The organism is Bacillus cereus group sp. N8 (assembly GCF_016483685.1).
GTDB classification, from domain to species: Bacteria; Bacillota; Bacilli; order Bacillales; family Bacillaceae_G; genus Bacillus_A; species Bacillus_A proteolyticus.
The window spans coordinates 423,313-448,723 of record NZ_JAEHBK010000001.1; the positions used below are offsets into that span (position 1 = coordinate 423,313).

Below are 25,411 nucleotides of genomic sequence, written 5' to 3' on the forward strand. Positions count from 1 at the left end.
TTAGAGTAGATATTGTGTATGAGAGGGGAAGAGGACATGATTAAATTATTTGTAAGTGATTTAGATGACACGCTCGTTTACAATGTGAATGATATGCAAAAAGAAGATGAACGTGCACTTTGTTGGCTGGCTGAAAAAGGGACAAATATTTGTTTTGCCTCTGGCCGCTTTACTCACCGAATTGATGAAGTCGTAAAAAGGTTTTCATTCCCGTATTATACAACTGGTTTAAATGGGGCGACAATGATACTACCAAACGGAAAAATATTTCATGAATCAAATTTTGAAGATAGAGTTGCCCAGGAAATATATCGATATATACATAACAAGGGACTAGCAGATATTGTTTGTGCAAATGAGCAGCGATATACAAAAAGAAAGAATGAAAATCATCATACTTTTGAAGAGTATATGGGAGTGCATATTGCTGAAATTGAAGCGTTAGAAGAGGAATTTGGGAAAACTGTACATCCAGCAAAATTATTTGTTTTTGGTGAAGAAGAAAAAATTGTAGCATTAGATCAAGAGTTGCGAGATACATTTCATAGCGAAGCGGAAGTTTTTATATCGGGTAAGCGCTATGTTGATATTATGCCAAGAGGTGTAAGTAAAGGAAGTGCTCTGAAGCGATTAATGGAACATTTGCAAATTGAAGCAAATGAAGTTGCGTGTATTGGAGATTCTTTTAATGATATTTCTATGTTTGAAGTAACCCCGCATTCCTTCACCCTTCATCATGCTCATCCGTATGTGAAGGAGAAAGCAAATCATGTTGTTCGTTCTGTTGAAGAAGCTGTTATGAAATTACCGTTACTTGTATAAAAAAGAAGCTCGTCAGTGACGAGCTTCTTTTTTACTTGAATAAAGATTTAACGAAATCAATGATACTAGAGAAGAAATCTTTAACTTTATCTAGGAAACTTTGCCCTTCTTCAGATCCTAAAAAGGCTGAAACGTGTTCTTTTGCTTTATCTAATTGACTGCCAACTTGATTCCAATCGATATTAAGATTTTTCATTTTATCAAATAACGCTACTAAGTTATCTAACTGTTCATCTGTCAATGTAATGCCGAGTTGATCAGCGATTTTTTTAATTAATGAACGTAAATCTTCAGTTGTTTTTGGCTGTTCTTTTGCAATTTCTTCTTTAATTTTTGCAACAAGTTGAACTGCTTTTTCTTCACCGATTTTATCACCAAGCTGGGCTGTTTGTACCATTTCTTCATTGGCTACTTTTTTTACTTCCTCAGGAATTGTTTTGTTCGAGGTTGTTTCATAGGCCTTCATTAAACCTGTTAAAGCAGCAGTTCCTGAAACTTTAAATGGTGCAGTAATTTGAATCTCTGCATCTTTCACACCCGCTGTAATAAGTGCGTTTGTGTACATTGCATCTGTTATCGAATTAATGTTTTTTGAACGTACAATGAGACCAGATCCTGGTTTTGTGTATGTAATCATAGAAGAGGAAATTGCTCTCGTACCAATTTGCGCTTTTGGTACAATTCCTTCTAGAAATTTATGTTCTTCTGCATTAGACACAGTAATGATTGTAGCATCTTTTGGCGCTTTCATTTCTTTTAACAGATCTTGTTTTTGTTGTTCAGATAAGTTCTCTCCTAGTGTGACAATTGATTCTCCCTCAATGATGTCTGCAAATGAAGCTGTTGGTATCATAAATACGGCTACAGCTAATAGCAGAGCTAGTAATTTCGTTTTCACGAAAAATCGCTCCCTTTCTCTTTCTAAAATTTTCGGGCAACACAGTTATTATAGTATATATTTCTTATTTGTCACCTAGCTTTTTCCACATTTCAAAAAAGAAGTATGTAGATTGTCGGATTCTTTTTGTTTCTAGTCATGAATGTGGTAATATAGTGCTGAGATAATTGAAAGGAGACATATACGTATGAAAACTTTAGGATACATATTAATGGAAAATGGTGAAAAAATCGAATTAGAATTTTTCCCAGAAGAGGCACCAAAAACAGTAGAAAACTTTAAAAAATTAGCAGAGCAAGGATTTTATGATGGTGTGACATTCCACCGCGTTATTCCTGGCTTCGTAAGCCAAGGTGGAGACCCAACAGGCACAGGAGCAGGTGGCCCAGGTTACTCTATCCCATGTGAAACTGATGGAAATCCTCATAGACATCTTGTTGGCTCACTTTCTATGGCACATGCTGGCCGTAACACAGGTGGTAGCCAATTCTTTGTTGTTCATGAGCCACAGCCGCATTTAGATGGCGTACATACTGTATTCGGTAAAGCAACAAGCGGTATTGAAACAGTATTAAACATGCGTCAAGGCGATGTAATGAAAGAAGTTAAAGTTTGGGAAGAATAAGTTACAAGAAAAAGAGAGCGATTGTGCTCTCTTTTTTTATTTCGTATGAACAATAATTGGTATATATCTCGAAATATATGATGTAAATAGGACGGCTACTATAAAATATATTGTTCATGAGAACATAATTTTAACAAAATACATAGAATGGAGTACCAATTATATGCTTCAATAAATGGATTTCTCTTAACATATTGTTTTTAATAGAACTATTTCGTTCAAAAGTGATTAATAATTAAAATGTAATGAGCAGGGGGATTCTCCTTTTAGTTTCTATACAGTATTGTCTCTTTTCTGAGCGGTATAATAGAAAAAAATAGCGTGGAAACATATATTTGACTTTCTTCTTAACGCTTTGTATGATTATCAAGTTGTTTCAGCCTCTTCTCACTCTGTTAAAAATATTGTAGAATGAATGTGATATGAAAAGAGTGACTGAGGGGATAAATAGTTTGTAACTTTTGTAAGAAGGGATAAGGGTTATGTTAATTCGTTTTAAAAAAAGTTATGAAAAAATTGCAATGGGGCTTCTTTCATTTATGCCAACTGAAAAAGATGTGAAAACATTACAATTGACAATGAAAGAGTATGAGGCGAAAGAGGATTGGCAATTGTATTTGTGGAAACAAAATGAAGATTTTGTTGGGATAATGGGGATTATAAAAAAAGAAGATCAGGTATTGGAAATTCAGCATTTGAGCGTGAATCCGTCTCACCGTCATATGGGTATTGGGACGAAGATGGTTCAAGAGCTTAAGAGTAAATTCCTTGAGTTTACAATTTGCGGAAATGAGCAAACAGCAAGTTTTTGCAAAAAGTGTAAAGAGTTTGAACAAAATATACATTCATAAAAGCAGGGATAAGTAGTTTATTATCTCTGCTTTCTTTTTTGTAGTTGTTCGTGTCGTTCAGAAATAACTTCTGTTCGATCACGCAATGTGTGCTTATTTATGATGTATTCACCAGGAATAACGTTCGCATCTTTCCAAGAGAGGTTTTGTTTCGTACATAACTGTATGCATTGTTTTTCTAACGATACGTCTAATAATGGTAAAAATAACGGGGCGAAATTTTCCTTTTTGTGGATAGATTGTAATCTTTCATTTAATAAGACTGTAAGTTGTTTATGATCTATTCCTAATTGATGTAATTGCGCGCTGTTCTTTTCTAAAATTGTTATTGCGCTTTTTATCATCTTCTCTGCACCATTCCAATTGAATCGTCTATGATGGTATAAGGAAACAGCAATTTGAATGAGACCGACTAAGTAATTGTCACGTTCTCCTCTAGGCTTTAATTTCCAATACTCTTCTAGTATTTCATGACATTCAAAATAATCATAGTCTCCGTGAAAATGAATTAAAAATTGTATGTACTCGGTAGGATACATTTTTTTCGCTCCTGTCTAACGGTTATATGTACAGTGTATCATAGAAATATTAACAATAAGCGACTAGGGAAATATCCCTAGTCGCTTTATTGCTTCATATTAGCAGAAGCAAGCTGCTCCTACAATGATTAGTAAAATGAACAGTACAACAAGTAATGCGAATCCACCGCTAAAACCGCAATCAACGTGACCCATAGTTTTTTGACCTCCTACATTGTTCTTACTACATTGTTATCATATGAAGCGGTGGGCATTATGACATGGGCATAGGTCTATTTTTAATTAAATTTCTTAAAAAGGTTGGATAGAACATGAGTATGCTCTATACTTATGTTGTTATAGAAAAAATGTGGTGGGATGCTTTGTGCAGTATAATTTTAAAGTAGAGGCTTTTGAAGGGCCTTTAGATCTATTGTTACACTTAATACATCGTTACGAAATTGATATATATAATATTCCTGTAGCGGAAATTACAGAGCAATATCTATCTTATGTCCATACGATGAAAGAACTACAATTAGATGTTGCCAGTGAGTATTTAGTAATGGCTGCAACGTTATTACAAATTAAAAGTAAAATGTTGTTACCGAAACAAGAAGAAGATGTACCTGATAACGGTGAAGACTTTATAGATGACCCTCGTCAAGAATTGATGGAGAGGTTAATTGAATATAAGAAATATAAGCAAGTTGCTACTGAGTTAAAAGAAAGAGAACAAGAAAGAGCACAGCTATATACACGTCCGCCAATTGATTTTACATCATTTCAACAAGAAGAGGAGACAAGTTTACCTCTTGATGTTACGTTATATGATATGTTAGCGGCATTTCAAAAGCTAATGCGTCGTAAAAAAGCAAAGAAACCCGTAACAACGCGAATTACTCGCCAAGAAATACCAATTGAACAGCGAATGACTGATATTCTACAACAGTTAGAAGTAAAAGGCGGTCGTCAAAGCTTTTATGATTTGTTTGCTGATGAAGAACGTGAAATAATGGTTGTAACATTTTTAGCGGTTCTTGAGCTGATGAAAAATCAACAAATCATAATTGAGCAAGAACATAATTTTGATGAAATTTTCGTATCAAGCTCTAGTAAATCCGTATAGAGCCAGCATATGAAGATGGGGTAGAAATATTTTATCTCATGTTAGGTTTTAATGTATCGTTTGGAACGAGAGAAGAAATATTGAACCGAACGCATTTACTGTGATTCGGTTTTTTTATGTGTATTTTTATAGAAAAATAGGAGGAAGGAGTTCGTAAAATGGATAGAAAAGAACAAAAAGCGATTATTGAAGGGCTTTTATTTGTTGCAGGTGACGAAGGGATTTATCCGGAACAGATAGCTAAAGTTCTGGAAGTTGAAGTGGAAGAAGTAATAAATAGTATAGAGGAAATGCAAAAAGAATGTGAAGGATCGAATCGCGGTTTGCAAATTGTACAATATGCAAAAGTGTATCGTTTTGCAACAAAGAAAGAACATGCGGCATACTATCAAAAATTAATAGATACCCCAACAACGGCTTCACTGTCTCAAGCAGCTCTTGAAACGTTGGCAATCGTTGCGTACCGTCAACCGATTACAAGGACAGAAATGGAAGAGATTCGAGGAGTGAAAACAGACAAGGCATTACAAACGTTAGTTTCACACTTACTTATAAAAGAAATGGGAAGAGCAGAAGGGCCGGGGCGTCCTATCTTATACGGAACGACGAAAGAGTTTTTAGATACATTTGGATTGAAAACGCTAGATGATTTACCACCTCTTTCGGAAGAAAATGAACAAATGAATGAAGCAGATTTATTCTTCGGTTCTTTACAGGAATTATCAAAATAAAAGCTTAGCATTTTGCTAAGCTTTTTTTGTATATCAATTACAGAGCGTGCCATACTAAATGAAAAAAGGAGACGAGTTATGAGAGGTGTACGGAATATTCTATTGTTGGTTTCTGTTTTATTATGTTTTACGTTAAACAGCGCATCGGCTAAAAGATATATGATGTCTATTCATACTGCGTCTTCTATACATATGCAGCGGCAACATTTTGGTAAAATGAAAGTGAGTTTTTTAAAAGTTGGACAAGGTGATGCGACACTCATTACATTGCCAAATGGTCAAACGATGTTAATAGATGGGGGTCCTTATGAAGCGGGAGAGGTCATTATTCAAAAACTAATTGAAAAAAGAATTAATCATTTAGATGTGATTGTAAGTACTCATCCTGATATGGACCATATAGGAGGACTTATTCCAATTGTAGAGCAAATGCCAGTTTCCCTCGTATTAGATAGCGGGAAAACATATAGTTCATTTACTTATCATACGTATCGAAATAATATTAAAAAAAGGGGCATTCCTTTCATTTCAGTGAAGGAAGGACAATACATACCGCTAGATCCACATGTTTCTATACAAGTATTGAACAATGGGAAATCGAAAGACGAGAATAACGAATCTTCAATTGTATTAAAGATTCGTTATGGTAAAGCGGACTTTTTATTAATGGGTGATGCTGATATACGGACAGAAAAAGAAATATTAAAGCAATTTGATGTACATGCAGATATATTAAAAGTAGGGCATCATGGCTCGTATACTTCAACGAGTGAAACATTTTTAAAAAAAGTAGACCCACAATTCGCTATTCTTTCGTACGGGAGTAGAAATCCATATGGACATCCTCATCAAAGTGTTGTAAGACGATTAAAACAGCGTGGTATAATGATATACGGAACAAACAAGCGTACAGTAGAAATAGAAACAGACGGTGAACATATTACTATGGGGTCGAGCGGTCTTATGCCATTACTTAAGTAATTAATTATATAAGAAGGTATTTTCCATTTTGGAAAAAATGAATAACATATATTATAATGAAAAAGAAATAAATTTCCTTTTTTCTGCTGAATGAAGAGGAAATTTCATTAGAATGTATAGACAACTACTCGTGTGTATATTAAGATGGAATTAGGCGAATAAGGTAATAATAACAAGTAGGTATTTCATGGGAAAGGATCGATGAAAATGAAAACGCAAGTTGTCATCAATGCCAAAATTTATACAGGTAAAGAAGTAGTGGAAAACGGATTTATTCGTTACGCAGAAACAATTAAAGAAATTGGTTTGATGGCTCAATATGTATCACAAGAAAATGAAACTGTGTTAGATGCGGCAGGAAAGATTGTGATTCCAGGTATGATTGATGTTCATATTCATGGTGGATACGATATTGATGCGATGGATGCAAATAGCGATGGATTAGTAACTCTTGGTAAAGAAATGTTAAAAGAAGGAGTTACAACTTACTTCCCAACAACAATGACACAAGCTCCAGAAGCGATTGAAGCGGCGCTAAGTGCTGCGAAGGAAGCGAAAGATAAGGGAGCACATTTCGAATATATTCACTTAGAAGGACCATATGTTTCAAAAAAACGTGCGGGTGCACAACCACTTGAACATATTGTTCCTGCGAGTATCGAGCAATTTAAACAATGGCAGGAAGCAAGCGGTAATCTAATTAAATTAGTAACATATGCACCGGAAGAAGAAGGTGCGTTAGAATTTGAACGGTATCTTGCTGAAACAGGTGTTGTTGGCACAATGGGGCATACAGATGCGATTGATGCACAACTGAAAAATAGAAAAATTACACATGCAACACATTTATACAATCAAATGCGTGGATTACATCACCGTGAACCAGGAGTTGTTGGTCATGTGTTATTAAATCCAGATGTAATGGTTGAAGTAATTACAGATGGTATTCACATTCACCCTGATATGGTGAAATTAGCATATAAATTAAAAGGACCGAAAAAAGTAAGTGTCATTACAGATGCAATGCGTGCAAAAGGTCTTGAAGATGGATTATATGAGCTTGGCGGACAGCCAGTACATGTAAAAGATGGCAGTGCCCGATTAGAAGATGGAACGTTAGCTGGTAGTATTTTAAAAATGGATCAAGCTTTCCGAAATGTAATTGAATTTACAGGATGTTCAATCGAGGATGCAGTACTCATGACATCGGTTAACCAAGCAGAAGAGTTTGGATTAAATAATAAAGGTGCGTTAGCGGCAGGTAAAGATGCAGACTTTGTTGTTATGACTGAAGAATTACATGTATATGATACGGTTCGTTTAGGAATTCATATGAAGGAAGGGAAGTAATTAGATGAACATTCTTGTTGTAAAAACTCCAGAAGAATTAGCAGAAGCAGGTTTCAAGTTAATTGAAGAAGTTGTAAAATTAAAAGAAAATCCAACATTAGGAATGGCTACAGGAAGCTCTCCATTAGGTATTTATGCAGAAATGCGAAAAAATAAACTTGATACAAGTCATACAACCACTGTAAACTTAGATGAGTACGTAAATTTACCACACGAAGATAAAAACAGCTATCACTATTTCATGCAAGAACAGTTGTTTGATCATCTTCCATTTAAACAAACTTATGTACCAAACGGGATGGCAAGTGATTTAGAGGAAGAGTGCAAGCGTTATGAAGGCATTCTAGCAGCTAACCCAGTTGACTTACAGATTCTTGGAATCGGTGAAAACGGTCACATCGGATTTAATGAGCCAGGAACACCATTTAATTCTCCAACTAACATTGTGGAATTAACAGAATCTACACGCCAAGCAAATCTTCGCTTCTTTGAAAATGAAGAAGATGTGCCGACTCATGCGATTACAATGGGAATTGGAAGCATTATGAAAGCGAAACAAATTCTACTTGTTGCTATGGGATCTAAAAAGGCAGAAGCTATTAAAGAATTATTGCAAGGTGAATATAGTGAGGCGTGTCCTGCTACAGTTTTACAACGTCATCCGAATGTAACCGTAATCGCAGATCCAGAAGCTCTATCTTTATGCAGTGAGGCGATTGCTGATGAACATCGACAAGTATTCACCATTTCCGATCTATTATCAGATTCAAGAGTGGGTGAAACAGCTAATTGAGGACGGCGAATGGAAGCCGGGAGATAAAATTCCATCTGAGAATGAACTTTGTGATAAGTTCGAAGTGAGTCGTATGACAATCAGACAGGCAATTAATAACTTAGTGGAACAAGGGTATTTATACCGGAAGCGTGGAATTGGAACGTTCGTCCAACTTCCGAAAGTGGAGCAAAAGTTGCAAGGGATGACGGGATTCACAGAAGACATGATTTCTCGTGGTATGAAACCGAGCAGCCAGTTATTAAGTTTCCGCCTAGTTCCAGCTACTGCTAAAATAGCAGACCGGCTAAGAATACAAGAGGGAGAATCGGTTTATGAGGTGAGGCGTACTCGCTTAGCTGATGACGAACCGATTGCATTTGAGACGACATATTTGTCGCCAACTCTTGTGAAAGATATTAACGAAGAAATATTGCAACAATCTTTATATGAACATTTAGAGAAAAAACTGGGCTTTAAGCTAGTTCGCGCTACTCAGTCAATTGAGGCTTCAATTGCAACGGATAACGAAGCTGAACATCTGCATATTCCTAAAAAGGCGCCTGTACTTGTAATGCGTCAATGGTCTTATTCAGAAGGTGAGTTACCGTTAGAGTATGTGAAATGTATTTATCGTGGTGACCGTTATAAGTTTATTACGAACATCGCACGTAACAAGTAATATATTTCAGTTTGTGAAGTACAGTGAACTTTGATGTTTTCAACATGTAAAGAAATAAAAATACGACTCATCCTTATAAGGAGTGAGTCGTATTTTTATTATGAGCAATTACGTGGTTAACTGCATCTTTAACCGTATTTACTACATAGTGAGCGTGCTCTTTTACTGCGTCATCTGCTTGAGACATAGCAAAACTGTGAGGAGTTAAAGAGAACATTGGAATATCATTATAAGAATCCCCTATGCAAGCAATTTCCTCTGGTTGTATTTGAAATTCTTTTAATAAAATAGAAATAGCAGAACCTTTACTAATATTAGGTGGCATTACATCTAAACATTGTTCTGCTGAAATGAAGGTGCTAACTTTTCCGTGAAATTTTTCATCAATTTTTTTCTGGAGGAGTTGTAAGCTTTCCTTCGTTCCACCGACAGAAATTTTATTTGGAAAAATTGTATCATCAATTTTCTGTAATAGATTAGGTTCTTCAACAGAAGTCATCGTTACTTGTTGTTCAAGTTCATGAATAAACGGTGTTTTTTCTTCAATGTAGTAGTTATGTTCATCACTTACATAACGGAAATAAGGGTCTTCATTTGTCATAGCTAACAAATCTGGAAGAATGCTGGAATCGAAAGTTGCAGATAATAGCTGCTTATTTTCATGTGTATATACAAAAACACCATTTACACTAATGCGATGGAAATTTGTATTAACCGCTCTCATTAAGTCTGCAATTTCATTATCAAGTCTTCCAGAAGCGAAACAAAGAATTACATTTTGTTCAGCTAAGCTGCGTAAAGCGATAACATCTTGTTCGTCAATAAAACCTCCGTGTTGCATCATCGTTCCATCAATATCACTTACAAACATTTTAATCATGTTGCAATCTCCTTTCTATGTACAGTTGCCCTTACATTATACGCATCATATACAAACATGTCTAAAAAATGAATTTTTATTAAATGGTAGATGTTTTACATTGACGACAAAGAAGAATATTCTGTAACATAAAAGTAGGCTATTTAAGTACGAGGGTGGTGTTATATGAGTAATTATCTAGAAATTAAAAAAGTTTTAAATAATAATGTCATCATTGCTAGCCATCCTGAACACGAGGAAGTAGTAGTGATTGGTAAAGGAATTGGATTTGGGAAAAAGGCTGAAGATGTGTTGGAGCAAGAACAAATTGAGAAAATGTTTGTTTTAAAAAATGAACGTGATCGTGAACAATACAAACTTTTAGTACCACATGTGAGTGAAAAGCTAATTGAATTGATGAATGATATTATGTTCTACATTCAAGAAAAGGCAAAATCGCCATTAAATGAACATATTCACATTGCTTTAACAGATCATATTTCTTTTGCAATTAAAAGGCTGAAACAAGGACTTACAATAGATAATCCTTTTTTAGTTGAAACGAAAATGCTATATCCAGAGGAATATGAAATCGCTGAAGGTGTTGTAGATCTTTTAAATTCTCGTTTGCAAATTACATTGCCAGAAGGGGAAGTTGGCTTTATCGCACTTCACATTTACAGCTCGCTTACAAACTCTGATTTATCTTCTGTTAATCAAAATTCTCGTCTTATTGCACAACTTGTGTCTTTAATTGAGACAAGCCTACAAATTACATTAGACCAAGAAAGCATTCATTATTTACGCCTTATTCGCCATTTACAATATGCTATTGAGCGGGTGAAAAAAGGAGAAAAAGTAGAAGAAGCACAGAGTTTTGCTGATTTATTAAAGTTGGAATATCCAGTTTGTTATAATTTGGCGTGGAAACTAGTCAAAGTAATGCAGAAAGAATTGCAACTTCCTGTATATGAAGCGGAGAGTATTTATTTAACGATGCACCTGCAACGATTAGTGAAAGCAGAACATGTGTAAAAAGACATATATTTTTGTCTAAAATGAAAACGTTAAAAAAAATGATTGAATCGCTTACAATAGTTATGTATAATAACTATTGCAAAGTTATACAAAATTCGACAAACATATTAAGGTAAGTAACGAAAACGTTTGCCTTAATTATAGTGAACTTATACGTAATCCTATTTTTGACACGTGTTACTGATTCGATCAGGCATGAGTGGAGAAAAGTTGGGAATGTAAGCTAAATAAAGGGACATACTACCCTTTGTATAGCTATCGTTCTATCTTTTTTTCCTCATGCCTTTTTGGCGTTTGTCGAAAAGTATCAATATAGATAAGAGAGGAAGGGTTTCCATGTTTAAGAAGATCTTTGGTGTTCTTCAAAAAGTCGGAAAAGCGCTTATGCTTCCAGTAGCGATTTTACCGGCAGCAGGTATTTTACTTGGATTTGGTAATGCATTTCAAAATCCACAGTTAACAAATGTTATTCCTGCTTTAAAAGCAGATTGGTTCGTAATGGTTGCAAAAATTATGGAACAATCGGGTGATATTATTTTCGCTAACCTTGCATTATTATTTGCAGTTGGGGTAGCGATCGGTTTAGCTGGTGGAGACGGAGTAGCTGGTTTAGCAGCATTCGTCGGCTACTTAATTATGAACAAAACGATGAGTGTGTTCTTAGAAGTAGATAAGCTAGTGAAAGTAACAAGTTCTGGAGCAGACCCAGTGAAAATTGGATTTGCAGATCCGGCATATGCAAACGTATTAGGAATTCCAACGCTACAAACAGGAGTATTTGGTGGTATTATCGTCGGTATAGTAGCTGCATATTGCTATAATAAATACTTCAACATTGAATTACCATCATACTTAGGTTTCTTTGCAGGTAAGCGTTTCGTACCGATTGCAACTGCAACATTCTCTTTAGTAGTAGGTATTATCATGTGCTTCGTTTGGCCATACATTCAAGGTGGCTTAAATACGTTCTCACATCAAATGATTGATGCAAATAGAACGTTAGCAGCATTTATATTCGGTTTAATTGAACGTTCATTAATTCCATTTGGATTACATCATATTTTCTATTCACCGTTCTGGTTCGAATTCGGTCAGTATACAAATGCAGCTGGTGAATTAATCCGCGGTGACCAAAAAATCTTTATGGCACAGTTAAAAGATGGTGTAGAATTAACAGCAGGTACATTTACAACTGGTAAGTATCCGTTCATGATGTTCGGTCTTCCAGCTGCCGCTTTAGCAATGTACCATGAAGCACGTCCAGAAAATAAAAAATTAGCAGCAGGTATTTTAGGTTCTGCTGCATTAACATCTTTCTTAACAGGTATTACAGAACCACTTGAATTTTCATTCTTATTCGTAGCACCAGTATTATTCGGAATTCACGCAGTATTCGCTGGTCTATCATTTATGACAATGCAAATTTTAGGTGTTAAAATTGGTATGACATTCTCTGGTGGTTTAATCGACTTTATCTTATTCGGTGTACTACCAGGCCGTACAGCATGGTGGTGGGTAATTATTGTTGGTCTTGTACTAGCAGTGATTTACTACTTCGGATTCCGCTTTGCAATTCGTAAATGGGATTTAAAAACACCTGGTCGTGAAGTAGCAAATGCTAATGACGGCGCAGGAAAAACAGAAGCAGGTGAACTTCCACGTGAAGTATTAGTAGCACTTGGTGGTAAAGAAAACATCGCTTCTTTAGATGCTTGTATTACTCGTTTACGTGTACAAGTTAACGAACAAAAGAATGTAAATAAAGACCGCTTAAAAGAGCTTGGAGCAGCTGGTGTACTTGAAGTTGGAAATAACATTCAAGCTATTTTCGGACCGAAATCTGATACATTAAAATCACAAATTCATGATATTATGTCAGGTCGTACACCTCATGTTGAAAAAGAAGAGCCTGTAAAAGTGGAAGAAACTCCTCAACAAGTTGATGAAAATGAAACAATCGTTTCACCAATTGAAGGGAAAATCTTACCGATTACAGAAGTACCTGACCAAGTATTCTCAGGGAAAATGATGGGAGATGGATTTGCGATTGAGCCAACAGAAGGAACAGTAGTTTCTCCAGTTAATGGTGAGATTGTAAATGTATTCCCTACAAAACATGCGATTGGTATTCAGTCTGAAGGCGGAAAAGAAATTTTAATCCACTTTGGTATTGATACTGTAAAATTAAATGGTGAAGGCTTTGAAGCGCTTGTAGCACAAGGTGATAAAGTGAAGCAAGGACAACCATTATTAAAAGTAGATCTTGCATTTGTAAAAGAAAATGCACCATCTATTATTACACCAATCGTCTTTACGAATTTACAACAAGGGCAACAAGTCGAATTGAAAAAAGATGGAAATGTTAAAAATGGCGAAAACGCTATTATTGACATTCAATAGGAATTTGACGCAAAATGTTTATAATTATAATAGGCGATGTGGTTGACCGAACATCGCCTATTATATACAATAGATGATGTAGTACTCACGTCTATACAACTAAAAAAATACGTAATTTAAAGGAGATAAATTATCATGGAAAAAATCTTTAAAGTAACTAGCGATTCAGGAATTCATGCTCGTCCAGCAACTCTACTTGTAAACACTGCAAGCAAATTTGGTTCTGACATTAACTTAGAGTATAACGGAAAAAACGTTAACTTAAAATCAATCATGGGTGTTATGTCTTTAGGAATTCAACAAGGCGCGGAAATTAAGATCACTGCAAATGGTGATGATGCAGCTCAAGCACTAGCAGCTATCGAAGAAACTATGAAAAACGAAGGATTAGGAGAATAATGACTCTTAATATCCAAGGGATCGCTGCATCAAGTGGGATTGCTATTGCAAAGGCTTTCAGACTTGAGAATCCTGAATTTAACATTGAAAAGAAATCAATTACGAACGAAGCTGCTGAAATTGCACGCTTAGACGCTGCGCTTGAGAAAGCAAAATCTGAACTAGAAGCTATTAAGGACCACGCTTTTGCTGAGCTAGGTGCTGATAAAGCTGCTATCTTTGAAGCACATTTATTAGTATTAAATGATCCAGAATTAGTAAATCCAGTAAAAGATAAAGTAAATAGCGAAAAAGTAAATGCTGAATTTGCAATGGATGAAGTTGCATCAATGTTTATTTCTATGTTTGAAAACATGGATAACGAATATATGAAAGAACGTGCTGCGGATATTCGCGACGTAACAAAACGCGTTCTTGCACATTTACTAGGCATTAACTTCTCAAATCCTGGTACAATTTCTGAAGAAGTAATCATCATTGCTGAAGATTTAACACCATCTGATACAGCTCAGTTAAACCGTAAGTATGCAAAAGGTTTCACTACTGATATCGGCGGACGTACATCTCACTCTGCAATTATGGCTCGTTCTATGGAAATTCCAGCTGTTGTTGGTACGAAAGTTGTTATGGAGAAAATCCAAAACGGCGATATCGTAATCATTGACGGTTTAGATGGAGAAGTAATTGTAAATCCATCAGAAGAAACTCTTCGTTCGTTTGAAGAAAAGAAAGCGAAATTTGAAGAGCAAAAAGCTGTATGGGCAAAATTAAAAGACCAAGCTACTGTAACAAGCGATGGACATCACGTTGAGCTTGTTGCTAATATCGGAACACCAAATGATGTACAAGGTATTATCGATAATGGCGGAGAAGGCGTTGGTTTATACCGTACAGAATTTTTATACATGGGCCGTGACAATCTTCCAACAGAAGAAGAGCAGTTCGATGCGTATAAAGCAGTTCTTGAAGGTGTAAAAGAAGGTCAACCTGTCGTTGTTCGTACACTTGACATCGGTGGAGATAAAGAGCTTCCATACTTACATTTACCAAAAGAAATGAACCCATTCTTAGGATACCGTGCAATTCGCTTATGTCTTGATGAGCAAGATGTGTTCCGTACACAACTTCGTGCATTACTTCGTGCTAGCGTATACGGTAACTTAAAAATTATGTTCCCAATGATTGCAACTCTTGATGAGTTCCGTCAAGCGAAAGCGATCTTATTAGAAGAGAAAGCGAAACTTGTAGAAGCGGGTACAACTGTTTCTAATTCTATTGAAGTTGGTATGATGGTTGAAATTCCAGCTTCAGCAGTATTAGCAGATCAATTCGCAAAAGAAGTTGATTTCTTCTCTATCGGAACAAATGACTTAATTCAATACACAATGGCTGCGGACCGTATGAACGAACAAGTAGCTTACTTATACCAACCATATAACCCATCTATTTTACGTCTTGTAAAAATGGTTATCGATGCTGCTCATAAAGAAGGCAAATGGGCTGGTATGTGCGGTGAGATGGCGGGAGATTCACTTGCTATCCCATTATTATTAGGATTAGGCTTAGATGAGTTCAGTATGAGTGCAACATCTATCCTTCCTGCAAGAACACAACTAAGCAAGTTGTCAAAAGCAGAAATGGAAACATTAGCAGAAAAAGCATTAACAATGTCAACTGCTGAAGAAGTTGTTGAGTTAGTTAAAAGCATATAATAGTAAAAAAACCTGAGTCGATTTGAAATCGGTCTCAGGTTTTTTCTAGGAGAAAAGTAAATCTTATTTTCTTACTATAGAGGATAAGGAACAGAATTAGATAGCGATTGCAACGATATCAGTTGGGCATACACGTAAAATACCAGTAAAAGTATTTTTATTTTGATTGTTCTTATCGTCTTTATTGTTATCTTTGTTATCGTTATTACGAGCTAAAGCAGAGAAAAGAGCAACGCCGTTAGCGAAACCTTCAAAAATTACATTGTTGAAGGTTCCGTTACCTCTAATGCTTAAAAGAGAAAGCTCTGTTCCAACTGAAATGCTAGCAAGCACGTTACATACAGCAGGTCGTTGTTGTTTAACTTCTTCTCTCTCTTTCTCGCGATGGTCGCGATGGTCACACTCTCTTTCACGATGATGACAGTCTCTAAAGTTATCACAGCATCCAAATGATCCAAACATAATCCTCATCACCCCCTTCACACTTATAATCTATGTAAGTTCGGTAGTCGGTGACTGGACAGATAATGAAAATTTTTCTAGGGGATTTTCTCATTTTAAATGACTAGATGGGTATTTAGTATGAGATGATGTTTAAAATAGGGGAAATATCACAAAAAAATGTAAAGACCACCAAAATGAAATAAATTAGGTAGCCTTTACACTTTTTTGCTTTTATATAAAACGATGATATATACAGGAAGAGCTAGGAGTAGCGGTGCAATGGATCGTGCAGTATGTTTTTCTGCTTCTAATTGGAACACTTCTTCTTTTGGGAATTGTAACACTGATATGTTTGCAGCATCGCCAATAAAATATAGCAGTAGTACAGTTACTATGTAACTTAAAAGTGCGATAAAGCTTCCGTATGAACTCAATGAAAATCCCTCTCTTGTTATCTATTTGTTATCATTGTATCACAATTGTAACAAAAACACACGGTTATCTTTCGGTGGTTTAACAAATTTCGACACAAAACGCCATATTTGTTTATGGGGATAGCATGAAAATTACGATTTTTCTATGTATAGATGTCGAATAATACATTGTAATATTACGGATGTGTAACAGAATATAAAAAAACGAAGGTAATGAAATTACCTTCGTTTTTCTATTATTTCGCCCATTCACTCACTTGTTCTACGCTCATGCGTGGTGCAGGGTGACCTTTTAAAGTGGATTCACCAATTGTAATAAGCATAATTGGTACGTAACGAGATGAAACATTAAATTCTTCCATTAGTGCCTGTGGGTTGAAGCCACCAATAGCGCAAGTATCCCAACCAGTTGCTTTAGCAGCAAGCATAAGTTGCATTGCTGCTAAAGCAGTATTTGAAAAGGCAGCATCTCGTGGGTATTGCTCACGAGTATATGCAGATTCAATGTTTTTAGCTAAGCGCTCTTTTGCTTCTTCTTTCATAAATCCTTGTTCAACAATTGGACCGTAAACAGGTTCAACATTTTTATATGCTTCTAAATCACCTAAAATAGCGACTACGGCAGAAGCATCAAGAATTTGTTGTTGGTTATAAGCAATTGGATGTAATCGTTTTTGTACGTTTTCGCCTTGGAAAACAAGGAATTTCCAGTGTTGCAAGTTCCAAGCAGAAGGTGCTTGTGCAGCGGCTTTTAAAATTTCATGTAATTCTGTAGATGAAATTTCTTTTTCAGGGTTGAATGCACGTGTAGATGTGCGTTCATATAAAACGTTAAAAAAGTCATTGTTTGTCATTATATATCCTCCAAATTACATATCAACTTAATATGAAATAAATGTAATATATTCTACTTACATTTTGTAAGTTATTGAATTTAAGGATATAATAACTTTATTTTAATTGTCAAGTTTTAAGTGACGAGATGGGGCATTCATACAAACGATACAATTCCTATAATCATACACTAAAAAAGGAATTTCTAGAGTAGATAAGCGAAGATAACATTCTCAATTAGCTTGTTAATATGCATTCCTCACTAATCGGATTTTTTTGAGAACTATTTTTTTATAAAATGATTACGAGGAATTCAGTAGAACAAGATATATGAAGTGAGTGAAGACTAGTGATGAACATACTACATTTTTTATTAGAGAATACTGTTTTCCAAAATGTATTACAAGATCTTCAGTTGAATGTCCTTTATATAGAAGATGGATGTACACATCAACAAACGATAGAAAACGTCCATCCAAAATGTATGTTTATAGCAAATAGTTTTGAAGAAGGAGAAATGTTGTTTCATAGAACTAGACCGCATATTGTAATTATGTATGTAACAGATTTTGCTCAAATAAAATATATAAAGAATATATATAATTCACAGAGCACATTCATTATCATTTGGGATCAACAGATAAACAATGAGTTTGCAGATTTACTACTGTTAGGAATACGTAATATTGTTATAGCACCAGTAACCCCACAAGTAGTATTGGAGGAAGTGAATAAGAGTTTATATCAGCTTTCTTTAGTGCGACAAGTAAGTTTGCAGCAGGAATTACTTCAAACGATGTTTGATTTTCAAAATGATTTATTATTTATAGTAGAAGATGATGAGATTGTTGATTGTAATACAAATTTTTTAGAGTTTTTCGGATATGATAATTTATTTACCTATCGTGAACAACATCTAGTGTTTGCAGAACATCTTATAAGAGAGACTGGATATTATTCGACGACTCACGATGTAACATGGCTGGATGATACTTTATCAAATGGAAGAAGAATTAAGATGCACAATTATGAAGGGGAAGCTTCTACCTTTTTATTACGTGCGACACCATTACCAGAAGACTTATCGCGATTTATAGTAAAATGCACAGAGATTACAGAATTAGATGAAATCTATCAAGAGCAAGAAAGACTGGCTATGATAGATTCATTGACAGAAATATATAATCGTTTGAAATTCCAACAAATATTGGAGACAGAGTGGGAGAATGTAATACGTAATGATAAAAAAATAGCACTTATTTTGTTTGATATAGATAACTTTAAATCAGTAAATGACACATATGGTCATGATTTTGGCGATTTAGCATTAGTACAACTTGCAGATCTTATGAAATCTAAAGTTGAACATCAACATATATTTGCAAGGTGGGGAGGAGAAGAATTTATAATATTAGTGACAGATACGGTAGAAAAAGAAGCGTTTCAAGTTGCGGAATCGTTACGATTTTTCATTGAAACAAAGCAGTTCTCTGGAATTTCGAAATTAACAGCGAGTTTTGGAGTTGCGTTATATGAGCAAGGAATTACTAAAGAGGAATTAATGCAAAGAGCGGATATTGCATTATATGAAGCAAAAAAAAATGGGAAAAATCAAGTATGTATATATAGAAAGGAAAAAATGTGATTTTTCGCAACAAATTGTTGCGATTTTTTTTTATTGCCTGATAATAGAATATGGGGGACCATTCTTCACGAAGTAATTATGGAGGAACAATATGAAAAAAAAAATAATGATTATGGCTTCACTGTCTGTTGTAGTTTGCAGCGGAGTATACTATTTTCTCTATAGTCCCGATCTAAAGGAACAAGCAGTATTAACAACAAAGGTAACTCCCGCTATTGAGTCAGAGGTACAGGATAATATAGAAGAAGTACAAAAAATTGATTATGCTAGTATATCTCAAAAGTTAGATCAATATTTAGTAGGAAAGCAATTTAATGGGACAGTTTTGGTGACAGATAAAGAGCATGTTATATTGAATAAAGGATATGGATATGCTGATGTTCAAAATAAAATAGAAAATACGCCTCAAACAAAATATCGTATCGGTTCTATTACGAAAACAGTTGTTGCTACGTCCATTTTACAGTTGCAAGAACAAGGGAAGTTAAATATTCAAGAGAATGTAAATAAATACATTCCTTCATTTCCAGCAGATAAAAACATTACGTTATATCACTTATTAACGCATACATCTGGTTTACCGGAAAATGGGAAAGGAAAGGTTAATGTAGCTTCACGTATAAATTTAATAAATTGGATTGGAAGTCAAAAGTTAGATTTTCCACCAGGGACAGGTTGGAAGTATACGGATTATAATTATATGGTGCTCGCTTATATTATAGAAAATATAACGAAAAAGCCTTTAGGAGATTATATAAAAGAAAATATATTTACAAAGGCAGAGATGCATGAATCAGGTATGGGAAATATGGTACCTGGAGATGAAAATTTCACGAAGGGTTATGTGAAGAAAGATCAAGAACTTGTACCAGCGCAAAAATTAGGAATGGACTGGTTATATGGATCTGGTGAGATGTATACGACAGTAGGGGATATGAAAAAATTAGATGAAGCGATTATAAATGGAAAGCTTCTTTCTGAACAAAGTATACAAGCGATGTTTACACCTTCAGCAGAACGGAAATATGCATTTAGTTTTTATATATATCCGGACTATTTTCATAATCATGGTGTATTATCTGGTTGGAATACGTTTAATAATTTCAATAAAGAAAAAGGAACGTTTGTTATTTTATTCTCAAATGTGAAGAATGGTTTGGATGATGATTTTAATAAGGAATTTCGAAAGATGGTAAATGATTTATTAGAACAAAGGGGATGAGAAGATGGAAAATAAAAATTTATCAATAGGTTTCATTGGTATAGGTGTGATGGGAAAAAGTATGGTTAACCATTTAATGCAAAGTGGTTATAAAGTATATGTGTATAATAGAACGAAAGAAAAAGCGGATTCTTTAGTACAAGAGGGTGCGATTTGGTGTGATACACCGAAAGTGTTAGTAAAGCAAGTTGATGTTGTAATGACTATGGTTGGATATCCACATGATGTAGAAGAAGTGTATTTTGGGATAGATGGGATTTTGGAGAATGCAAATGAAGGCACGATCGCAATTGATTTCACGACATCTACACCAACATTGGCAAAACGTATTAATGAGGCTGGTAAAAGTAAGAATATATATACGTTAGATGCGCCTGTATCTGGAGGAGACGTCGGTGCGAAAGAAGCAAGACTCGCAATTATGGTCGGTGGAGAGAACGAAATATATGATAAATGTTTACCGTTATTTGAAAAACTAGGAACAAATATTCAGCTGCAAGGACCAGCAGGGAGTGGACAACATACAAAAATGTGTAATCAAATTGCGATTGCTTCCAACATGATTGGAGTATGTGAAGCTGTTGCTTATGCGAAAAAGGCTGGACTAGATCCAGATAAAGTATTAGAGAGTATTTCAACAGGAGCAGCAGGTAGCTGGTCATTAAGTAATTTAGCTCCTCGAATGTTAAAGGGAGATTTTGAACCTGGTTTTTATGTAAAGCATTTTATGAAAGATATGAAGATTGCTTTAGATGAAGCTGAAAAACTACAATTACCAGTACCGGGTTTAACCTTAGCGAAGGAATTGTATGAAGAACTAATCGCAGCTGGAGAAGAGAATAGCGGAACGCAAGTGTTATACAAAAAATACATAGGGGGTAAGTGAGATGGATCTCCAAAAATTTGATGAGATGATTGATGCTGTGCAGCAATCAACTTGTGTACAGATTAATGATAAGCAAAAAGAAGCTTTTAAACAAAAATACGATTTTGAGCCAAGTTTCGAATATGGACGAGATGAGAAAGGGCATTATGTTATCCGAACTTCGAAAAAGATGTTAGAGGAAATGGATTTTTATTTGGCATTGAAATATGATCGAGATGGAATTGCCCTTTATATGCATGCTGAGATTGAAGGGACATGTCACGTATCCGTTAGCTATAGTGAAGATGCACTTCATTTGCAAGAATTGTTTCAATTTCTAGAAGAAAATAAATAAAAAGTCCTCAGATGAGGACTTTTTATTTATTTAGGCAGGCATAATATTTAAGTTGGATAATTTATAGGCTGGAAGCGCGGCGGCATCGTTCAATTGGGAATGGAATAACTTGTGCAATGTGATTAGGACCAAACTGTTTCGCGCGAGCATGGCGTAGTATATAAAATGCGCACAGGATAGAAACAGGAATAGCACCGTACAAACCAAAAAATAAAGCGCTTACACAAGATGCTGCAAAACCTAAAACACCAACTTCTAATTCTTCCATAATAGCTCCTAAAATGACAGGAATAGCTCCACATGAAACTCCTAGTATAAGTGCGATAAGTAAACTCATGATTATCCCCCTCTGCTTGCAATATTCTTTTCCTTCTTATTAGTTGTAGTATATCATACGTAAAACAGAATTTTCAGAAAAAATTCAAAAAAAGTTCAATAAATGTTCAAAAAGTATTCCGAAATGTACTTGATAAAATGGAAGTGTGATTTGAATAAACGAAAGGGATAAATTATTTTAGTGAATAAAAAATCAGGCTTACTTCAATGTTATGAAATAAGCCTGTTCCATAGGAGGATGTATATATGTAGAGTGAATAAAAGATTGGAAAAGGGGTTCCAATCTTTTATTCAACTAGCTACCTTAATAAATTGGAACCCAACCTTCTGTTGTAACAAAAATACGAATAGCTACAACTTGGCAATCATCTTGTAAGGTAAAATAATGTCTTGCATTTTCAGGTACAGATATAAGATCACCAGGCTCAAGTTCAACGTCAAAGAATCGACCATCTTTTCCTTCAATAGCGAAGATGCCATGACCGCTGACAATAAAGCGAACTTCATCGTCAGTATGATGGTGTTCTTTTTGGAAATTAATTAATAACTCATCAAGGTTAGGTGTGCTACTAGAAAGTGAAATCACATCATATGCTTTATAACCTCGGCGCCCTGAAACATCAGCGATTTCTTTTGAAAACACCGCTAATATTTCAGCTTTGTTTTCATCTGTTAATGAATAATTTTCATTTAAATGAGTAGGAAGTTTAGAAATATTCCATTTCTCATATAAAACGCCTTCTTCTTGTAGAAATTTTGATACTTCCACCTCATTTTCAATGCGAGTATTTACTTCATGAATACGAATTTGCGCCATTAGAAACGCCTCCTTGAATTGATAATAGTTTTATATGAAATTGGAATAAAAACTCATAAGCTTCTAATCTTTTCTTTGCATCAAAGCTATCTCGGCCCCATACGGTAATACCATGATTACGGATTAATACTGCTCCCGAATCTCCTTGTATATGTTTTCGGAAGTCCTCTCCAAGTGTTGGGATATGAGCATGGTTTTCAATAATAGGAATGTGAATCGTTGCACCTTCTTCCCAAATATCAAGAGCTTTAATAATTTCTTGATTTTGAAGGGTGACTGCATCACCATACAGATTTGTGATGACGTTGTTATCAGTTGTATGAACATGAAGTACGCATCCGGCATTCGTATTGTTATAAATATGTGTATGCAATATGGTTTCTGCTGAAGGGCGTAATTCAGTCTCTAATACGGGAACCCCTAGATGATCTACTAATAGAAAATCATCTGGAGTAGTTTTTGTTTTATCTTTACCGCTTGCTGTAATAAGAAAAGTAAGTGGCTCATGACTAACTTTTATAGAAATATTACCACTTGTTGCTGGAAACCAATTTCGTATTGTTAACTCTTTTTTAATCTCGCTTAAGTCATACCATTGACGAAAAAGTTGTTTCATAATTTCACCTCCAACAAATGTTTTAATTCAGCTTGAACATCGTGAAATGTTTCAAACGGTGTATAAGCAATACGATTTTCTTCACATTTGGTAATAAGAAAGTCGCGGGCGAACACTTTATCTGCGTGTTTCGCAGCTTGTAAATCAGTAATAGAATCTCCAATCACAATATGGAAGTCATTTGTATCACTTAATTTACGGATTAAAGATGATTTACATAATCCGCAATTATTTTGACAGTGATGATCACAAGGGTGAGGCCAATTCACTGTGATGTGTTCATCTGAAAAGTCTGTTTTATTACAGTAAATTTGCTCTTTGGGAATGATTCCTTGCAAGAGTGGATAGACGAAGAAATCCATTCCACCTGATATAACGTAAAAAGAAATATTATTTTCATTTGTAAATTGTATAAATTCATGAAAGCCACTACGGATTTCGGCAGTTTCTTTTAAAAATTGAATCATATCATCGTGCAAATTAGTAGGTAGCAATTGAAATAATTGAGAAACACCTTCTTGAATAGATAGCTCTTGTGATAAAATTCTATTCTTTACTTCTTCTGCTTCTGGTGGTGCGAATTTTTCCATAATGGACATAATGTTATCATTATTTGTAATCGTACCATCGAAATCACAAAATACTTGAATACTCATAATTTCACCTCATGAGAGGGATTTCCCCATATTTGTAGTGCGCTATGCAAATTTATTTCATCTACTTCATGGAGTGGCTTGCTTTGTAAAGTAGCATCAATTGCAGTGCGGAAAGCTTTTCCACCACCTTGTGCTCCATTCGGATGCCCATGTATCCCGCCACCAGCATTAATAACAACATCTTTACCGAAATCTCGCAAGATAAAGGGAACGAAACCAGGATGAATGCCAGCAGATGGGACAGCAAAGCTCTTCTTGAAAAATGTGTCTTCCTCAGTTAAATACTTTGAAATGTTGAGAGCTTCTTCCTTCTCTAACGCAACGCTCCCATATGGAGATGGGAATAAAGAAAAATCTGCACCAGCATAACGTAATAGCTTTCCGAGTAATAATGGAGATGAGACTCCATATAGCTTGGATGATGAATAAGCACCACTCACAGCAGGGTGAGCCATAATAGGAACTGGAATTTCAGCATCTTCTGCAAGTGATTGTAGTACATCTAGTCCGTAAGCAAATACATTAAATAATAGAATATCAGCACCAGCTTGTACTGCGCGCTTCGCATTTTCTTTTAAGTCAAAAGTTCGTCCTGTTAAATTTACGGCATATAACGTTTTATGGCCGTATGTTTCATATACTGCTTGTAAAACTTCTTTTCCAGATATAATGCGCTTTGTTAGTGGTGTTAATGAATTCTCAAATAATACCTCATCATCTTTTACGATATCTACACCACCAATAGCTTGATCGCGTAATTGCGTTTTTAAATACCCAATATTTCGTCCGATCATGCCTTTAAAAATACTCATTAAAAGGGGACGATCATGCACTTGTAAAAGATTTCGAATACCGTCTATCCCGAATTTTGGACCAGGGAAATACTGTTTTAAGTCGTCTGAAAATGTTAAGTCAATTAATTTCACTTCGCCATCAAGTGATAGCTTTCCGAATGTAGTTGTTAAAATCGCTGGTAAGTCTGGACTGAAATTTAATAACGGGTATTCGATTTTAATAATCCCGCGTTTTACTTTTTTACCTAGATACAAATTGGTATGCTCTTGTTCGTCTAATTCCTCAACATGAATGACATTGCCTTTATGCTGTTTTAATTGTTCTTGCAATAAGTGTGGCAAATGAGTCCAAGAGCCAATTGTTAACCCAAGTGCAATTTGCTCAGCTTTTTTTTCTAAGTTATGTGAATCGTCATGGATTAAATACGTCGCTATAATTCCGCTCATTGTTATAACCTCCTAGTTAAATAAAAAAACCTCTCAGCTAAGGAGAGGTTTTTTTACAACCAGCTCCTTATCTGTCAGCGTAATGCTGCGAGAATTAGCACCGTGTCTACAATTATGTAGATCGGTTGCCGGGCTTCGTCGGGCTCGTCCCTCCACCTGCTCTTGATAAGAAGTATTTA

At 35.2% G+C, this 25,411-nt stretch carries 29 protein-coding genes and 1 riboswitch; of the genes, 17 read left to right on the plus strand and 12 right to left on the minus strand.

Annotated features, from left to right (window positions below):
• Positions 1-18 precede the first annotated feature (18 nt).
• The gene (locus JDS80_RS02305) at positions 19-822 is read left to right on the plus strand and encodes an HAD family hydrolase (RefSeq protein WP_071771575.1); all 804 of its coding nucleotides are present in this window, start codon (positions 19-21) and stop codon (positions 820-822) included.
• Between the two features lie 31 nt (positions 823-853).
• Here JDS80_RS02305 and JDS80_RS02310 read toward each other — a convergent pair whose 3' ends face one another.
• The gene (locus tag JDS80_RS02310; RefSeq protein WP_071771574.1) at positions 854-1,720 is read right to left on the minus strand and encodes a DUF1002 domain-containing protein; all 867 of its coding nucleotides are present in this window, start codon (positions 1,718-1,720) and stop codon (positions 854-856) included.
• A gap of 187 nt (positions 1,721-1,907) precedes the next feature.
• Here JDS80_RS02310 and JDS80_RS02315 point away from each other — a divergent pair, with 187 nt between their 5' ends.
• Positions 1,908-2,345, plus strand: coding sequence for a peptidylprolyl isomerase (locus JDS80_RS02315; RefSeq protein WP_000853789.1), 438 nt, complete (start codon positions 1,908-1,910; stop codon positions 2,343-2,345).
• 482 nt (positions 2,346-2,827) lie between these two features.
• Complete coding sequence (gene ribT, locus JDS80_RS02320) at positions 2,828-3,196, plus strand: GNAT family N-acetyltransferase RibT (RefSeq protein WP_071746952.1); 369 nt, start codon at positions 2,828-2,830, stop codon at positions 3,194-3,196.
• Between the two features lie 20 nt (positions 3,197-3,216).
• On the opposite strand, the gene JDS80_RS02325 is transcribed toward ribT, so the two are convergent.
• Both JDS80_RS02325 and JDS80_RS02330 read right to left on the minus strand, forming a co-directional pair.
• Positions 3,217-3,735, minus strand: a complete 519-nt coding sequence (locus JDS80_RS02325; protein ID WP_199636969.1) for a DUF309 domain-containing protein — start codon at positions 3,733-3,735, stop codon at positions 3,217-3,219.
• A 99-nt stretch (positions 3,736-3,834) separates the two neighbouring features.
• Positions 3,835-3,930, minus strand: a complete 96-nt coding sequence (locus JDS80_RS02330; protein ID WP_000510194.1) for a YjcZ family sporulation protein — start codon at positions 3,928-3,930, stop codon at positions 3,835-3,837.
• 169 nt (positions 3,931-4,099) lie between these two features.
• Between JDS80_RS02330 and scpA the strand changes: the two genes are divergently transcribed.
• From scpA to phnF, 6 genes are all read left to right on the plus strand, one after another.
• On the plus strand, positions 4,100-4,843 hold the full coding sequence (gene scpA, locus JDS80_RS02335) for a segregation/condensation protein A (RefSeq protein ID WP_001199766.1): 744 nt from the start codon (positions 4,100-4,102) through the stop codon (positions 4,841-4,843).
• A gap of 158 nt (positions 4,844-5,001) precedes the next feature.
• Positions 5,002-5,574 carry an SMC-Scp complex subunit ScpB gene (gene scpB, locus JDS80_RS02340; RefSeq protein ID WP_000375161.1) on the plus strand — a complete coding sequence of 191 codons (573 nt, stop codon included), beginning with the start codon at positions 5,002-5,004 and terminating at the stop codon, positions 5,572-5,574.
• Positions 5,575-5,652: 78 nt separating this feature from the next.
• The gene (locus JDS80_RS02345; protein ID WP_199636971.1) at positions 5,653-6,555 is read left to right on the plus strand and encodes a ComEC/Rec2 family competence protein; all 903 of its coding nucleotides are present in this window, start codon (positions 5,653-5,655) and stop codon (positions 6,553-6,555) included.
• Between the two features lie 207 nt (positions 6,556-6,762).
• Positions 6,763-7,905, plus strand: a complete 1,143-nt coding sequence (nagA, locus tag JDS80_RS02350) for an N-acetylglucosamine-6-phosphate deacetylase (RefSeq protein ID WP_071747014.1) — start codon at positions 6,763-6,765, stop codon at positions 7,903-7,905.
• A 4-nt stretch (positions 7,906-7,909) separates the two neighbouring features.
• Positions 7,910-8,698: a glucosamine-6-phosphate deaminase gene (gene nagB, locus JDS80_RS02355; protein WP_071746947.1), complete on the plus strand. Its 789-nt coding sequence runs from the start codon at positions 7,910-7,912 to the stop codon at positions 8,696-8,698.
• Complete coding sequence (phnF, locus tag JDS80_RS02360) at positions 8,628-9,359, plus strand: phosphonate metabolism transcriptional regulator PhnF (protein ID WP_071746946.1); 732 nt, start codon at positions 8,628-8,630, stop codon at positions 9,357-9,359. The genes nagB and phnF overlap by 71 nt, the downstream gene beginning before the upstream one ends.
• Before the next feature lie 73 nt (positions 9,360-9,432).
• Here phnF and JDS80_RS02365 read toward each other — a convergent pair whose 3' ends face one another.
• Complete coding sequence (locus tag JDS80_RS02365; protein WP_071771571.1) at positions 9,433-10,239, minus strand: Cof-type HAD-IIB family hydrolase; 807 nt, start codon at positions 10,237-10,239, stop codon at positions 9,433-9,435.
• Positions 10,240-10,404: 165 nt separating this feature from the next.
• Here JDS80_RS02365 and glcT point away from each other — a divergent pair, with 165 nt between their 5' ends.
• The 4 genes from glcT to ptsP all read left to right on the plus strand — a co-directional run bounded on the left by glcT (position 10,405) and on the right by ptsP (position 15,767).
• Positions 10,405-11,253 (plus strand): glucose PTS transporter transcription antiterminator GlcT, encoded by an 849-nt coding sequence (gene glcT, locus JDS80_RS02370; protein WP_071746944.1) that lies wholly within the window; start codon positions 10,405-10,407, stop codon positions 11,251-11,253.
• A 339-nt stretch (positions 11,254-11,592) separates the two neighbouring features.
• The gene (gene ptsG, locus JDS80_RS02375) at positions 11,593-13,656 is read left to right on the plus strand and encodes a PTS glucose transporter subunit IIABC (RefSeq protein WP_199636979.1); all 2,064 of its coding nucleotides are present in this window, start codon (positions 11,593-11,595) and stop codon (positions 13,654-13,656) included.
• 135 nt (positions 13,657-13,791) lie between these two features.
• On the plus strand, positions 13,792-14,055 hold the full coding sequence (gene ptsH / locus JDS80_RS02380) for a phosphocarrier protein HPr (protein WP_000411079.1): 264 nt from the start codon (positions 13,792-13,794) through the stop codon (positions 14,053-14,055).
• On the plus strand, positions 14,055-15,767 hold the full coding sequence (ptsP, locus tag JDS80_RS02385) for a phosphoenolpyruvate--protein phosphotransferase (RefSeq protein ID WP_071771570.1): 1,713 nt from the start codon (positions 14,055-14,057) through the stop codon (positions 15,765-15,767). The genes ptsH and ptsP overlap by 1 nt, the downstream gene beginning before the upstream one ends.
• Before the next feature lie 96 nt (positions 15,768-15,863).
• Here ptsP and JDS80_RS02390 read toward each other — a convergent pair whose 3' ends face one another.
• The 3 genes from JDS80_RS02390 to JDS80_RS02400 all read right to left on the minus strand — a co-directional run bounded on the left by JDS80_RS02390 (position 15,864) and on the right by JDS80_RS02400 (position 17,499).
• On the minus strand, positions 15,864-16,229 hold the full coding sequence (locus JDS80_RS02390) for a DUF3915 domain-containing protein (protein ID WP_199636981.1): 366 nt from the start codon (positions 16,227-16,229) through the stop codon (positions 15,864-15,866).
• Positions 16,230-16,426: 197 nt separating this feature from the next.
• Entirely contained in the window at positions 16,427-16,645 is a 219-nt protein-coding gene (locus JDS80_RS02395) for a hypothetical protein (RefSeq protein ID WP_071746940.1), read from the minus strand.
• A 236-nt stretch (positions 16,646-16,881) separates the two neighbouring features.
• Entirely contained in the window at positions 16,882-17,499 is a 618-nt protein-coding gene (locus JDS80_RS02400; RefSeq protein ID WP_199636983.1) for a nitroreductase family protein, read from the minus strand.
• A 332-nt stretch (positions 17,500-17,831) separates the two neighbouring features.
• Here JDS80_RS02400 and JDS80_RS02405 point away from each other — a divergent pair, with 332 nt between their 5' ends.
• From JDS80_RS02405 to JDS80_RS02420, 4 genes are all read left to right on the plus strand, one after another.
• Complete coding sequence (locus JDS80_RS02405; protein WP_199636985.1) at positions 17,832-19,124, plus strand: GGDEF domain-containing protein; 1,293 nt, start codon at positions 17,832-17,834, stop codon at positions 19,122-19,124.
• A gap of 91 nt (positions 19,125-19,215) precedes the next feature.
• A complete protein-coding gene (locus JDS80_RS02410; RefSeq protein WP_071746937.1) occupies positions 19,216-20,346 on the plus strand; it encodes a serine hydrolase domain-containing protein in 1,131 nt (376 codons plus the stop codon).
• Between the two features lie 4 nt (positions 20,347-20,350).
• Positions 20,351-21,232, plus strand: coding sequence for an NAD(P)-dependent oxidoreductase (locus JDS80_RS02415; protein WP_071771565.1), 882 nt, complete (start codon positions 20,351-20,353; stop codon positions 21,230-21,232).
• 1 nt (position 21,233) lies between these two features.
• Positions 21,234-21,566, plus strand: a complete 333-nt coding sequence (locus tag JDS80_RS02420) for a DUF3909 family protein (protein ID WP_071746935.1) — start codon at positions 21,234-21,236, stop codon at positions 21,564-21,566.
• 61 nt (positions 21,567-21,627) lie between these two features.
• Here JDS80_RS02420 and JDS80_RS02425 read toward each other — a convergent pair whose 3' ends face one another.
• The 5 genes from JDS80_RS02425 to mtnW all read right to left on the minus strand — a co-directional run bounded on the left by JDS80_RS02425 (position 21,628) and on the right by mtnW (position 25,232).
• Positions 21,628-21,903, minus strand: a complete 276-nt coding sequence (locus JDS80_RS02425) for a hypothetical protein (protein ID WP_071746934.1) — start codon at positions 21,901-21,903, stop codon at positions 21,628-21,630.
• Between the two features lie 303 nt (positions 21,904-22,206).
• Complete coding sequence (locus JDS80_RS02430) at positions 22,207-22,719, minus strand: 1,2-dihydroxy-3-keto-5-methylthiopentene dioxygenase (RefSeq protein ID WP_199636987.1); 513 nt, start codon at positions 22,717-22,719, stop codon at positions 22,207-22,209.
• Positions 22,697-23,335: a methylthioribulose 1-phosphate dehydratase gene (locus tag JDS80_RS02435; protein ID WP_199636989.1), complete on the minus strand. Its 639-nt coding sequence runs from the start codon at positions 23,333-23,335 to the stop codon at positions 22,697-22,699. The genes JDS80_RS02430 and JDS80_RS02435 overlap by 23 nt, the downstream gene beginning before the upstream one ends.
• Positions 23,332-23,991 carry a 2-hydroxy-3-keto-5-methylthiopentenyl-1-phosphate phosphatase gene (locus JDS80_RS02440; RefSeq protein ID WP_071771563.1) on the minus strand — a complete coding sequence of 220 codons (660 nt, stop codon included), beginning with the start codon at positions 23,989-23,991 and terminating at the stop codon, positions 23,332-23,334. The genes JDS80_RS02435 and JDS80_RS02440 overlap by 4 nt, the downstream gene beginning before the upstream one ends.
• Positions 23,988-25,232 carry a 2,3-diketo-5-methylthiopentyl-1-phosphate enolase gene (mtnW, locus tag JDS80_RS02445; protein WP_098888620.1) on the minus strand — a complete coding sequence of 415 codons (1,245 nt, stop codon included), beginning with the start codon at positions 25,230-25,232 and terminating at the stop codon, positions 23,988-23,990. Before mtnW ends, JDS80_RS02440 begins: the two co-directional genes overlap by 4 nt.
• A gap of 64 nt (positions 25,233-25,296) precedes the next feature.
• A riboswitch (SAM riboswitch) is annotated at positions 25,297-25,404 on the minus strand.
• Between the last annotated feature and the right edge of the window lie 7 nt (positions 25,405-25,411).